The sequence below is a fragment of the Algoriphagus machipongonensis genome (assembly GCF_000166275.1).
GTDB lineage: Bacteria > Bacteroidota > Bacteroidia > Cytophagales > Cyclobacteriaceae > Algoriphagus > Algoriphagus machipongonensis.
In genome coordinates this window covers 1734327-1747750 of sequence record NZ_CM001023.1, presented here as the reverse complement: position 1 = coordinate 1747750, position 13424 = coordinate 1734327, and the positions used below count along the sequence as shown (strand labels likewise).

9 protein-coding genes are annotated in these 13424 nt (G+C 39.5%); 7 read left to right on the top strand and 2 right to left on the bottom strand.

The window, feature by feature from the left end:
- The first annotated feature begins 61 nt into the window (after positions 1 to 61).
- From ALPR1_RS07555 to ALPR1_RS07525, 7 genes are all read left to right on the top strand, one after another.
- Positions 62 to 2269, top strand: a complete 2208-nt coding sequence (locus ALPR1_RS07555) for a sodium-translocating pyrophosphatase (RefSeq protein WP_008199676.1) — start codon at positions 62 to 64, stop codon at positions 2267 to 2269.
- A 462-nt stretch (positions 2270 to 2731) separates the two neighbouring features.
- Complete coding sequence (locus tag ALPR1_RS07550; protein ID WP_008199675.1) at positions 2732 to 5818, top strand: SusC/RagA family TonB-linked outer membrane protein; 3087 nt, start codon at positions 2732 to 2734, stop codon at positions 5816 to 5818.
- Positions 5819 to 5830: 12 nt separating this feature from the next.
- Complete coding sequence (locus tag ALPR1_RS07545) at positions 5831 to 7246, top strand: SusD/RagB family nutrient-binding outer membrane lipoprotein (protein WP_008199673.1); 1416 nt, start codon at positions 5831 to 5833, stop codon at positions 7244 to 7246.
- 80 nt (positions 7247 to 7326) lie between these two features.
- Positions 7327 to 8634: a D-alanyl-D-alanine carboxypeptidase/D-alanyl-D-alanine-endopeptidase gene (locus ALPR1_RS07540; RefSeq protein WP_008199663.1), complete on the top strand. Its 1308-nt coding sequence runs from the start codon at positions 7327 to 7329 to the stop codon at positions 8632 to 8634.
- Positions 8635 to 8681: 47 nt separating this feature from the next.
- Complete coding sequence (locus ALPR1_RS07535) at positions 8682 to 10751, top strand: S9 family peptidase (RefSeq protein WP_008199661.1); 2070 nt, start codon at positions 8682 to 8684, stop codon at positions 10749 to 10751.
- Positions 10752 to 11138, top strand: coding sequence for an SMU1112c/YaeR family gloxylase I-like metalloprotein (gloA2, locus tag ALPR1_RS07530; RefSeq protein ID WP_008199658.1), 387 nt, complete (start codon positions 10752 to 10754; stop codon positions 11136 to 11138).
- A 332-nt stretch (positions 11139 to 11470) separates the two neighbouring features.
- Positions 11471 to 12217: a hypothetical protein gene (locus ALPR1_RS07525; protein ID WP_008199656.1), complete on the top strand. Its 747-nt coding sequence runs from the start codon at positions 11471 to 11473 to the stop codon at positions 12215 to 12217.
- A gap of 15 nt (positions 12218 to 12232) precedes the next feature.
- Here ALPR1_RS07525 and ALPR1_RS07520 read toward each other — a convergent pair whose 3' ends face one another.
- A complete protein-coding gene (locus ALPR1_RS07520) occupies positions 12233 to 12823 on the bottom strand; it encodes a hypothetical protein (RefSeq protein ID WP_008199655.1) in 591 nt (196 codons plus the stop codon).
- Positions 12814 to 13320 (bottom strand): sigma-70 family RNA polymerase sigma factor, encoded by a 507-nt coding sequence (locus ALPR1_RS07515; RefSeq protein WP_008199654.1) that lies wholly within the window; start codon positions 13318 to 13320, stop codon positions 12814 to 12816. Before ALPR1_RS07515 ends, ALPR1_RS07520 begins: the two co-directional genes overlap by 10 nt.
- Positions 13321 to 13424: the final 104 nt, after the last annotated feature.

The following is a 13424-nucleotide window of genomic DNA, read 5'->3' as shown; positions in this document are numbered from 1 at the left end:
AGAAATTCTATATTTGCTCAGTTAATAATTAATAAATCCAACCTAATAGTTAAGAATATATATGGAAAACGTGCTTATTTATTTGGTCCCGGCACTTGGGATTTTAGGTCTGATCGTAATGGCCGTCAAGTCCGCCTGGGTAACGAAACAAGAAACAGGAGATGAAACCATGATGGAACTCGCCGGCTATATTGCTGATGGGGCCATGGCATTTTTAAGAGCTGAATGGAAAGTCCTGAGTTATTTTGCAATAATAGCCATGATTTTACTTGGCTGGTCAGGCATGATGGTGGAAACCTCAAGTCCTGTTATTGCCATATCTTTTCTTATTGGTGCGTTTTTCTCCGCATTTGCAGGCTATATCGGAATGCGAATTGCCACAAAGGCAAATGTGAGAACTACCCAAGCGGCTAGAAAAAGCTTGAAGCAAGCATTGAAAGTCTCATTTACAGGAGGTTCTGTGATGGGCTTGGGCGTTGCAGGTTTGGCTGTATTAGGTTTAGGCTCTTTATTTATTCTCTTCTACCACCTGTATGTTCAAAGCGTTGGAGCTGGAGTTAACGGGGTTGAGATGGAAAAAGCTTTGGAAGTCCTTGCAGGATTTTCTTTAGGCGCAGAATCAATTGCGCTATTTGCGAGAGTTGGTGGTGGTATTTACACCAAAGCCGCTGATGTTGGTGCAGATTTAGTAGGTAAAGTGGAAGCTGGAATTCCAGAAGATGATGTGAGAAACCCTGCCACCATTGCTGATAATGTAGGGGATAACGTGGGTGATGTTGCCGGTATGGGTGCCGATCTTTTCGGTTCCTATGTAGCAACCATTCTAGCCACCATGGTATTGGGTAGAGAGATCGTATCCGAAGATGCTTTCGGAGGTATTGCTCCTATTTTATTACCCATGATTTTAGCAGGTTTAGGTATTGTCTTTTCGATCATCGGAATGGCATTCGTCACAATAAAAGATGAAAAGGGAGATGTACAGAAAGCTCTAAACATGGGAAACTGGTCCTCCATTATTTTTACGGGTGTTGCCTCTTTCTTTATAGTTCAATATATGCTTCCTGAAACTCTTTCCATTCGTGGGTATTCATTTACCAACATGGATGTGTTTTACGCAATCACATTGGGTCTAGTGGTAGGTACCTTAATGAGTATCATTACTGAATATTATACAGCAATGGGCAAAAGACCTGTCATGTCCATCATCAAGCAATCCGCTACGGGTCATGCAACAAATATCATCGGAGGCCTATCTGTTGGGATGGAGTCTACCGTTTTACCGATTCTAGTTTTGGCAGGAGGTATTTATGGAGCCTATGAATTTGCTGGCTTGTATGGAGTTGCAATTGCAGCTGCGGGTATGATGGCTACAACGGCCATGCAATTGGCAATCGATGCTTTTGGACCGATCGCAGATAATGCCGGGGGGATTGCTGAAATGAGCCAGTTACCAGAAGAAGTAAGAGGAAGAACAGATATTTTAGATGCTGTTGGAAACACGACAGCAGCTACAGGAAAAGGTTTTGCTATTGCATCAGCTGCTTTGACATCCTTGGCCTTGTTTGCTGCATTTGTTGGGATTGCCGGAATTGATGCCATTGACATTTATAAAGCCGATGTATTAGCCGGGTTGTTTGTTGGTGGTATGATCCCTTTTATATTCTCCTCCCTGGCCATAGCAGCCGTAGGAAGAGCAGCCATGGACATGGTCAATGAAGTCAGAAGACAGTTTAAAGAGATTCCTGGTATCATGGAATACAAAGCGAAGCCTGAATATGATAAATGTGTGGAGATTTCCACCAAAGCTTCCATTCGGGAAATGATTGCACCTGGTGCTATCGCGTTGATCACGCCGATTCTTGTTGGCTTTACTTTTGGCCCTGAAGTTCTAGGTGGATTGCTTGCAGGTGTGACCGTTTCAGGAGTATTAATGGGAATGTTTCAATCCAATGCCGGAGGTGCTTGGGATAATGCTAAAAAGTCCTTTGAAAAAGGTGTAGAAATCGATGGGGAAATGTATTACAAGAAATCAGAGCCACATAAGGCATCTGTCACTGGTGATACTGTAGGTGACCCATTCAAAGACACTTCAGGACCTTCCATGAATATATTGATCAAATTAATGTCTATTGTCGCTTTAGTCATAGCTCCTCATATCAGTGAGGGGACTCATGGTCAGGCTATGGCTGAGAAAGTAGAGATCAAAAAAGAGATCAAATATGAAAATGGAAAGAAGATCACAACTGAAATCAAAAAAGTGATTCATTAGTCAAAAACTCAAAAAATAGATTTAAGCCGCTTCGATGGAAGCGGCTTTTTTATTGCCTTGATTTTCAAGACCTCGCATATTACTGCAACTATTCAAAATATAATACTGCAAAATATGGCAGGAACGAATATTATTCGATTATTAAGAATTAATTAACTTTTTGATAAAAATTCAGTGCTTTTTTTTGATAAATGACATCAAATATTCTTAATTTATAGAATAAAGGTTATTTAATTTATCCAAAATGGAATAATAAAGTCCAATTAATAAAAAATAGAAGGGTCATAAGCTCAGAAAGCCCCTTCTTCCATATTATTTGATTATCAGGTGTTTAAATAAAAAACATTTCCATTCGTTAATTAATCCACCTAAACAACTGTTCGAAAACAGAAAAAAACAGCATTAATTTTTAATAAAACAGATGAAACTAATCCTATACTATAATTCTAAACCAAAACTCGCATGAAGAAAAGTTACTTGTTAACTATGCTTTTCCTTTTTGGACTGATGCTGAGCGTACCATTGTATGCCCAACAATCAATCAAAGGAAAAGTAACCTCACAGGAAGATGGGGAACCGCTTCCCGGAGTCAGTATTTTGATTCAGGGAACAACCACAGGTGCCGTCACAGATATCGACGGAAATTATTCAATCTCAGTACCTAATTCAGAATCCGTATTAGTATTCTCATTCATCGGTTTCGAATCGCAAACCAGACGAGTTGGAAACAATTCTGAAATCAATGTTACGCTAGCCTATTCCTCTTCAGAATTGGATGAGGTGATTGTAACAGCTTTTGGTATTTCTCAAGAGAAAAAATCTTTGGGATACTCTGCCCAAAGTATAGATGCTGAAGAGATCACTACTGCAAAACAGCCAAACATTGTCAATGCCTTGCAAGGACAGGTAGCGGGTGTTCAAGTGACCAATTCCGGAGGTGCTCCAGGTCAATCTGCACGAATTATTATTCGAGGCATCAACTCTTTGGATCCTAATGCAGACAACCAACCACTATTTGTTGTGGATGGTGTTCCTGTAGACAACTCCACTGTTGAGTCCGGTGGAACTCCAAGAGGTATGTCAAACAGAATTGCAGATATCAACCCAAATGACATCGAGACTATGTCGGTACTAAAGGGTGCTGCTGCAACTGCTCTTTATGGTGTTAGAGCTGCCAATGGTGCAGTGATCGTAACTACCAAAAAAGGAAAATCAGGACAAATAAGAATAGACTTTAATAGCTCTGTTGGATTTGATAATCTTGTGAAAAAACCAAAGCTTCAGGATCAGTATGGTCAAGGATTTAGCGGTGAGCGTGATGACTCTAGCTTCTGGCCGTCTTGGGGAGCAAATATTGCCGAGGAAAACGACCCTAATTATGTTTATCAAAACAACTGGGATAGAGCATTCAATACTGGAACTCGCTATGAGAATAACTTAAGCGTTTCAGGTGGTGGTGAAAAAGCGACCTTCTATGGTTCCTTTGGTAGATTAGATCAAGAAGGAATCATCCCATTCTCAACTTGGGACAGAACTACAGCAAAACTATCAGGTACTGTTACAGCAAGTGAGAAATTCAATTTCTCAGGATCTATGAACTTCTCCAATTCTGGAGGTAATCGTGTTCCGCATGATCGTTTCCTTGAAAGAATGATGTATTGGTCTGAAACAACGGATGTTCGTGATTACATCAACGAAGATGGAACCATGAAAACGTATGGCAACACGAACCCAATTTATGATGCCAGATTTGCTACCTATGAGGATAATGTAAACCGCTTAATTGGTAACATTAACATGAATTACTCTCCAGCAGATTGGATCACCTTATCTTACAGACTAGGTACTGATTTCTACAGTGATAGCAGAACAGAGATTACTCCTGGCCCAATGGGTATCGATGGAGAGCAAGCTTTGAGTTCAACTGGATTCATGGAGGAAACAAGAATCACTAGTCGTGACTTAAACTCAAACTTCTATGTTACGCTTAAGAAACAGTGGGGAGAAGACTGGAATACACAACTAAGAGTAGGTAATGATATTTTTGAAAGAAAATATGACCGAGTTTCTGCTTCAGGTTCCAATTTTGTTATCCCTGGATTTTACAACTTAAGTAACACGAGTCAGATCTTTGCAAGTCAAGGAAAAAGCATTAGAAGACTAGTAGGTTTCTATGGTGACTTGATGGTTGATTATAAAAACTTCTTGTTCTTAAATGTGACAGGAAGAAATGACATCTCCTCTACCCTACCAAAAGACAATAACTCTTTCTTCTACCCTTCCATCAACTTGGGATATGTATTTAGTGAAAACTTTGACATGCCAAGCTGGATCACATTTGGTAAGTTGAGAGCTTCTTATGCTCAGGTAGGTAAGGATACGAATCCTCATATTTTAGGAGCAACATTCGTTTCTCCTTCCGTATTCCCATTGAACGGACAAGTAGGTTTTTCTAAAAACTCAACATTTGGTGATCCTGCATTAAAGCCAGAGAAAACAACCTCAATTGAGTTTGGTACTCAAATGGCATTCTTTAACAACCGAGCGAATTTAGACATCACTTATTATAAGTCTAATGCTTCGGATCAGATTATTCCAGTGCCGATTTCTGATGCAACAGGATTTTCATCTTATATCACCAATGCTGGTGAAATTGAAAACAGAGGATTTGAAATTGTATTAGGGGGTACTCCTATTCAGACAGATTATTTCAAATGGGATGTGACCGCTAACCTTACTACCAACAAAAATGAAGTGAAGAATATCCGAGAGGGTATAGATCAAATTGTGGTTGGTAGCCAATTTGGATACGCAGGGGCCACTGTTACTATGATCTTGAAAGAGGGTGAGCCTTACGGTGATATTTATGGTTCTTCTTATGTAAGACCAGATGCAAATCCAGATGCCACTATGCTTGACAGAGGATTAACTCAACTTATTGGTTCGAATGGATTCCCTGTAAGAACAGGAAGTCAATTGGTTCTTGGAAACGCCGTACCAAAATTCTTTGGAGGTCTTCGTAACCATTTTACTTACAAGGGACTTGAGCTTTCATTCTTGATTGATTTCAGAGCTGGTCTTGAGCAATATGATCAGTTTGGAAACTTCCTTTCTGCATTTGGTAAGCAAGAAGATTCTGAAAGAAGAAACGACACCGTGGTATTCCCAGGAGTACTTGAAGATGGATCTACCAATACCAAGGAAGTTTGGTTAGGTCAAGGAATCGGCCCTGATGGGGTTGATTATGGTGCAGGATACTGGAGAAACTATTACAGAGGAGCTTCTGAGAATTTTGTAAATGATGCAAGTTTCATCAAGCTAAGAAACATCACTTTGGCTTATAACTTCCAGCCTTCTTTATTGGAAAGAACTCCTTTTAGAACGGCAAGACTTTCTGTTGCTGCAAACAACATCATCCTTTCCACTCCATGGGATGGATTTGATCCTGAGTCTTTCTCAGCAGGTGCTGGTGGAAACGCGATCGGTTTCACAGGGCTAGGCTTCCCTGGTGTTCAAAGTGTATTCTTTAACTTGAATTTGGGACTCTAATTGACTAGAAAGATGAATTATAAAAATAAAATAAAAGCAATTTTGGGCGCATCCCTGATTCTTACAGCTTCCGCTTGTGAATCTTACCTGGATGTCAATGAAAACCCAAACAACCCTCAGGACGCTCCTATCACAGGCTTGATGACTAACATCACCTATGAAACGAGCTTGAATGTTTACAGAGAGGGAAATGCAGTAGGCAACTATGTTCAATATTTTGCCTCACCAAACCCAGCGAGTGGTTCGGACACGATGGAACCGCTCAACTTTAGCAGCATGTGGTTCAGTCTTTACAATGTAATGACAGACCTAAACGAGCTAACTAAAAAGGCTGAGGAATCAGGTGCCTCGCACTATTTAGGTGCTGGACAGGTATTGATGGCTCTTAATCTTGGAATGACTGTTGACTTATTTGGAGATGTTCCATTTTCTGAAAGCTTCAACTTTACCACGGTAACTCCAGCTTATGATGATGATCAAGCTTTATATAACAATATTTTAACCTTACTTGATCAAGGGATTTCAAACCTTCAAAGTAGCGAAACTTCGGCTTCTATTGGCCCCGATGATTTCATTTACGGTGGAGACATCGATACCTGGGTGAAATTTGCTTACACCCTGAAGGCTAGATACATGATCCACATGAAAGGAAAAGAAGGATATAATGCTTCTGAAGTGCTTGCAGCCGTGGCCAATGGATTTGATTCAAATGCCGATGATGCATCAGTTACATATTTCGAACAACGTTTCAATCCATGGGCGAATGACGCTATCAACAATGCGAATTTGCTTTTGACTGGCTGGATTTCTGAACAATTTATTGAAGCTTTAGATGGTACCTCTTACCCAACAGTAGATCCTAGATTGAAGTTAATGGTAGGCACCACTGACGAAGGTGAATTTGTAGGCACTGTGAATGGTGCAGGTAGAGGAAATGCTCCAGAACAAGGTGCAAGATCTACCTTGATTGAAGGACAGTTTTACACTTCACAACAATCTCCATTGCTTATTGCAACTTACGCTGAGTTAAAGTTTATTGAAGCAGAAGCTGCATTTGACACAGATAAAGCGAGAGCTTATGAAGCGTATCTAGAAGGTATCAATGCACACATGGATATGTTAAGTGTAGATGAAGATGAAAAAGCTGCTTATTTGGCTGACCCTAGCGTAAGCATGGGAGCTGATGCTTTGACTCTTAATGATATTTTCAAAGAGAAATACGTTGCTTTATTCTTACATCCAGAAACCTGGAATGATGCAAGAAGATTTGATTATCAATACAAGGACATGACGTTACCTGATAACTTGAATCCAAATTTAGGAGGAGAATATATCAGAAGACTGGCTTATCCTGATAGTGAGGTGAGTAGAAATGGTGCCAACGTACCATCTGTCACTTTAACTGATAGAATCTGGTGGGATCAATAAACTGATTTCAATATCTAAAGTCTCCTACTACCCAGTAGGAGACTTTTTTTATTTAACTTAATACACAGAATACTCCTTTTATGAAAAAACTCCTAGTTGGATTACTGATTCTTGTCAGCTCCTGTACAGTCCAAAAAATCAACAAATCACTTAAAAACTCAGATGTTTTAAGTCAAGGTCACATGGGCTTTATGCTACTTGATCCAGAATCGGACAAAGTATTGGTGGACATTAATTCGGATAAATATTTTATTCCTGCATCCAATACCAAATTATTTACTTTTTATACCTCCTACTCCATTCTAGGAGATGAATTGGTCAATGGGCTCAACTATCTGGAAAAAGGAGATTCCTTGATATTCTGGGGAACAGGGGACCCTGGACTTTTACATCCTGATTTGGATAATGAAGTAGCCATCAATTTCTTGAGAGCGAGTGATAAGGATTTATACCTCTTGGATAATTTTGGACAAGTCGATGCATTTGGACCAGGATGGTCTTGGGATTGGTACAATTATTACTATGCTACGGAAAGATCTGCCTTGCCTGTCTATGGCAATATCGTACGTTTTAAATTTGAAGAAGGCCAAAATAATTTCACGATTAGCCCTGAAAGATTTAAGCCTTTTCTGGAAGCTAAAAAGACAGATAGCTGGAATGGCTACAGGTTTAGAAGAGATCGGTATAAAAATCTTTTCAGTTACCAATTTACAGATGTGGTTCCTTCTGATCCTTTTGAGACTGACATCCCCTTTGTAACCTCAGCTGAATTTGCAGCTCAACTATTGACTGAGGCATCAGGAAAAAAAGTGAGAGTTATACAAAATGAAGCTTACTTTCAAGAAGATCCTATCAAACTTCAAACTACTCCTGCTGATAGCATCTATGCCCAAATGATGAAGATTTCAGACAACTTTTTGGCGGAGCAATTAATGCTCTTGGTTTCAGATCAGCTGAGCAATCAATTAAGCACTTCAGATGCCATTGCTTACTCGAAAGAAAACTTGTTGAAAGACTTGCCGGACGAACCTATCTGGGTAGATGGCTCAGGACTTTCAGCTAAAAACATGTTCACTCCAAGGTCCATTATTGCCTTGCTTGGGAAGATACGAGCTGAAGTACCTTTGGAAAAAATTAAAGCCTATTTCCCCGCAGGAGGAGAATCCGGCACCATCCGGAATTGGTATAAAGCTGACGAAGGCCAGCCCGCATACATTTATGCCAAGACTGGAACTCTAAGTATGAGTAATGCACTCAGTGGATTTTTGATTACCAAGAGTGGAAAAATCCTCCACTTTTCATGTATCCTAAACAACTACGCTCTATCTGGATCGGAACTGAAAAGAGAATTAGAAAAAACCCTCTACCTGATCCATGACAAATATTAATTTCAGAAGGAAATACCCCGAAGAATAAATCAACTTAAGCAGCAACCATGAAACGATCCTTTTATTTCAGCTTCATTCTGATATTCCTAACTCAATGGGCTTTTTCCCAAACTTTCACCATGGAAGAAGTGGGGAAGTTTTCCTTTCCCTCCGAATTAACTAGCTCGGCAACGGGGGAAAAGATAGCCTGGGCGATGAATGAGCAAGGTAAAAGGAATGTTTATATGGCAGAAGGTCCTGCTTTCACTGCTAAAAAGCTCACTGATTTCAATGAGGATGATGGGCAAGAAATTAGCAGTCTCCAATTTTCCCCGGATGGAAACTGGCTGGTATTTGTAAGAGGTGGAGATCACGGAGGAGGCAATGCTTCTTCTACCGTCAATGCCCAAAATTTACCTATCCTACCCAACGTAGAGATTTGGAAAATCAACTTAGAAAGCGGGAAAGTTGAAACGATTGTGGAAGCTGATAATCCTTCCATCGGAAAAGACCATCAACTGTTATATGTTAAAGCAGGTCAAGTTTGGACTGTAGATTTAGCCAGCTCAGAGAAGCCTGTTCAACTTTTTGAAATCAAAGGGAATGTCAATGAACTATCCTATTCTCCTAGTGGAGACTTGGCTTTTGTGGTAAATCGGGGCACACATTCCATGATCGGAATTTTTAGAAACAAAAGACTTCCTATCCAATGGGTTAACCCTTCCTTTCATCGCGACTCCAATATTGCTTGGTCGGAAGACGGCCAAAAGATCGCATATATCAGAAGACCAGGAGGTAGAGGAGCTGCCTTCCCAGAATTGGAACCAAGACATAGTCCTTGGGAGATTTGGGTGGCGGATATGAATACAGGCGACAGTGAAAAGTTATGGGAAGCTCCGGAAACATTGGCTGCTTCTTACATCTACCCTTTCTTTGCTTTCTCAGGAAATGATCATATCGCTTATTTATCATACGAAGATGGATGGCAACACCTCTACGCTATCGATATAAATTCCAAAGAAACTAAGCTTTTGACTCCGGGGGATTATATGGTGGAGCAAATTAAGCAAAGCCCAAACGGAGAAAAATTAATATTCTCCGCCAATACAGGTTCGGAGCAAGAGGATTTGGACAGAAGACATATTGGTACCGTGGATATTCTAAGCGGTAAACTGACCTGGGAAACTTCAGGAGAGGGTATTGAAGCCTATCCAGTTTGGGTAGGAAACTCAGGGAAAATGGCCTTCTTCAGCGCCGATGCACAGCGATCTCATTTAGTAGCTATCAAATCAGGAAATGACACAAAGCTATTGGGTGAATCAATAATACCTTCTGACTTCCCGCAAGACCAGCTGGTAACCCCAAAGCAAGTTAAATTCACAGCACCGGACGGGACCACTGTTTATGGGCAACTTTTTGAAAAAGAAGGAGGAAATTCTGAAAAACCAGGAGTAATATTTGTTCATGGCGGACCACAGCGTCAAATGCTCTTAGGCTGGAGTTACATGGATTATTACTCAAACACCTATGCCATCAACCAGTATTTAGCTAACCTTGGATTTGTGGTATTGTCCGTCAACTACCGTTTAGGAATTGGCTATGGATACGAATTCCACAAGCCTTCAGGAGCTTACTATAGAGGGGCCGTGGAATATCAGGACGTCAAAGCTGGAGGAGAATTTTTAGCATCTCTACCTCAGGTTAATGGAAACAAAATAGGCATTTATGGAGGATCTTACGGAGGTTATTTGACCGCATTAGCACTGGCAAGAGATTCCGATTTATTTAAAGTAGGAGTCGACATTCATGGTGTTCATGACCTAGATGGCCGATATAGCCTTTCTGCGAATTATGAACAGCCTTCTGACATTGATAAAGCTCGTCAAGTAGCTTGGGAATCCTCCCCTATTTCGGACCTTTCCACCTGGACATCGCCCGTACTTTTCATTCATGCAGATGATGATAGAAATGTAAATGTTTCTCAAACAGTTGACTTAATCAGAAGATTTGAAGAGTTAGATAAACCCTATAAATCTATAATTATCCCTGGAGACACGCACCATTGGATGAAATGGTCAAATATGGTCAAAGTAGATCAAGCCACTGCTGATTTTCTCAAAAAACACTTAATGGATTAAATGCAGCTTAAAGGAATTCACCACATCGCCATTATTTGCTCGGATTATGAGAAGTCCAAACAGTTCTATACTGAGGAACTTGGATTGGAAGTTATCAAGGAAATTTACAGAGAGGAAAGAAAATCCTACAAGTTGGACTTGGCATTAAATGGAGTCTATGTTTTGGAATTATTCTCCTTTCCCAACCCTCCTAAAAGACCATCAAGACCAGAAGCTGTTGGTTTAAGACATTTGGCTTTTTCTGTAGAAAATCTTGAGGAATGCATCGACTATTTAGCCAGCAAAAAAATTGAATCCGAACCTATTAGGCTGGATAAGGAAACCGGCAAAAGGTTCACATTTATTGCTGATCCCGATGATTTACCGATAGAGTTTTATGAAGAGTGAAGATAAATGTGGGCAAATTGTACTCGAATTAATGAATATTCGATAATAAAAGATGAGGAATTACTTGAAATTCACAGCCAATTTTAAGAGACTTAAAAGAAAAATTGTAGATAAAATAGATTTGAGTTGATTTACTTTTTCTTAAAAACTGCCCTTTTTTCTTAACTTAATAAAGGGCTTTCTGATTTTGAAGGTTTATTAACATTTCGATGGAAACCTAATCCCAGCAAAGTCTGTTTTTACTCTATAAACATTTAATGATTTCATGCTTCGGGAATGGATTCAATTCTCTTTTCTGCGGAGCATGAATTAATACCTTAAAACAAGCAAACATGTTACACATCTTAAATGGTGACTCTCTAGCCGAAAAATTCCCCAACGACATTCATGGAAAAAAGGCAATCTGTAGAGAGGCTTTGGTGGAAGGACCCGTAGCAGCCCAATCCACTGAAGAATTATGGGTAATCCGAGATCAATTTTTCTCTTCCCACTATCCAGAAGTAGCAAAAGGTTCCTACTTTGAAAAATCGGTCCCTGAATTTGAAAGCATGATGACTGCTGCTACCGGCACAAAAATCTATTGTTGGTTCGAATTGGATTTATTTTGTCAGGTAAACCTTTGGTTCGTGATGCACTTGATTGAAAAGCATCAGGGTGACATTTATTTGATACTACCGGAAAAAGCTGACCTAAGATTAGGTTTTGCAGAGCTTAATGAACGGGAACTTGAGGAGCACTACAGAAATGCAAAGCTTTTGACTAAAAATGAAAGAGCAATCTTGAGTAACCTTTGGACTATGTTCCAGAAAAATCACATTGATGAAGCCTTAACACTTGCACATCAAGCATCTCATGAACTTCCATTTTTACCAGCCGCTGTTCAGGCTTGGAAAGATTCCATTCCTCATGGAGATTACCCAGGTAAGCCGAAAGCTACACTGCTTCAAATCATTCAAGAATTAGGTTCTGATGATTTTCTTAAAGTTTTCCGAGAGTTTAAAAATAGAGTTCCTATATACGGCTACGGAGACATGCAGGTAAAACATCTTCTGGATGACATAAAAAAAAGAGCTGTTTAACAGCTCTTTTTTCATTTACAAATCCGACAACAGTGCCTCAGACTTATTGATAACAGCCCTGTACTTCTTATAAACAAACCGTGTAAAGAAGAACATGAAAATCAAGCCTACAGGAACGTAAATAAACCAGTAGATTGGCTTGTTGATTATTTCTCCCCTTCCTTGTAATTCTGTAATAGGAGAAAGAATAATCATGAACAAAAACACTCCCAAAACCATCCCAAACTTTTGAACCATCCAGAACCTTTTTTTATTGGTTCTGAATTTTTCCAGCAACTCTGCTGGGACATCTGAAGCAATATCGATGGCTCTCATCCCCTTAATAGTCCATAAGCTAGCTGTAGGTAGTAAAATCAAGATTATGATGGATATTATTGCAAAAACCTGGTTATACCAAAGTTCAAACTTTGAAAAACTAATCATGAAATACCCTGCATAGGCATAACAAATCACAGATCCTATTATCTCAGGTATTCTAATCCCCTGCATCTTATTTCTAAATTTTTGCCCTGTAATCTCCATAAGTAACTCCTTTTGGATTTTATCTTGCTTTTCTACCTTTTCACTTAAGTCTCCCCATAGTGATTTCATTTCTTCTAGTTCCATGTTGTAATTGGTTTTGGACTTGCTGCTGCCTTTAACTTTTGTTTAATTCTGGACATTCTGGTACCCACATTACTCGTGGATATCCCTGTAATCTGAGCGATCTCCTCATAACTTTTATCCTCCAAAAAGAGAAACATGATCCCTCGGTCCAACAAGTTGAGTTTTCTGATTTGAGAATAAAGCCATTGAATCTGTTCCTCTTTCACCGCATCAATTGGTTCCGAATAATTGATTAGACTTTGATCTAATCTGACCATCAGCGGCTTTCGTTTAGATTTATTGATATGAGTGATAGCCGTATTCATACTAAGTCTATACAACCAGGTACTGGGTTTTGATGCTTTTTTAAATCCATCAAAGGATTTCCAGGTTTGGTAAACTATTTCTTGGTATAAATCATTTTGCTCCTCCTTATCTTTAGAATAAACCATGGTGACTTTATAAATCAGCCCCTGATTTTCTTGGATAAGATTTACAAATTCCTCCTCCTTGTTCATTTTATTGAGTTTACCTATTAGTCTCTAAATCAAAGAAAAAATCACATGTTCAGGTATTTTTTTTTCAATTCCACGATTTTACCTGGTTTTAATAAGTTCGAATT

What these genes read in the sequence shown, in the direction of transcription:
- ALPR1_RS07555 (WP_008199676.1), top strand. Translation starts at nt 62, where the DNA reads ATGGAAAACGTGCTTATTTATTTGGTCCCGGCACTTGGGATTTTAGGT.
- ALPR1_RS07550 (WP_008199675.1), top strand. Translation starts at nt 2,732, where the DNA reads ATGAAGAAAAGTTACTTGTTAACTATGCTTTTCCTTTTTGGACTGATG.
- ALPR1_RS07545 (WP_008199673.1), top strand. Translation starts at nt 5,831, where the DNA reads ATGAATTATAAAAATAAAATAAAAGCAATTTTGGGCGCATCCCTGATT.
- ALPR1_RS07540 (WP_008199663.1), top strand. Translation starts at nt 7,327, where the DNA reads ATGAAAAAACTCCTAGTTGGATTACTGATTCTTGTCAGCTCCTGTACA.
- ALPR1_RS07535 (WP_008199661.1), top strand. Translation starts at nt 8,682, where the DNA reads ATGAAACGATCCTTTTATTTCAGCTTCATTCTGATATTCCTAACTCAA.
- gloA2 (WP_008199658.1), top strand. Translation starts at nt 10,752, where the DNA reads ATGCAGCTTAAAGGAATTCACCACATCGCCATTATTTGCTCGGATTAT.
- ALPR1_RS07525 (WP_008199656.1), top strand. Translation starts at nt 11,471, where the DNA reads ATGTTACACATCTTAAATGGTGACTCTCTAGCCGAAAAATTCCCCAAC.
- ALPR1_RS07520 (WP_008199655.1), bottom strand. Translation starts at nt 12,823, where the DNA reads ATGGAACTAGAAGAAATGAAATCACTATGGGGAGACTTAAGTGAAAAG.
- ALPR1_RS07515 (WP_008199654.1), bottom strand. Translation starts at nt 13,320, where the DNA reads ATGAACAAGGAGGAGGAATTTGTAAATCTTATCCAAGAAAATCAGGGG.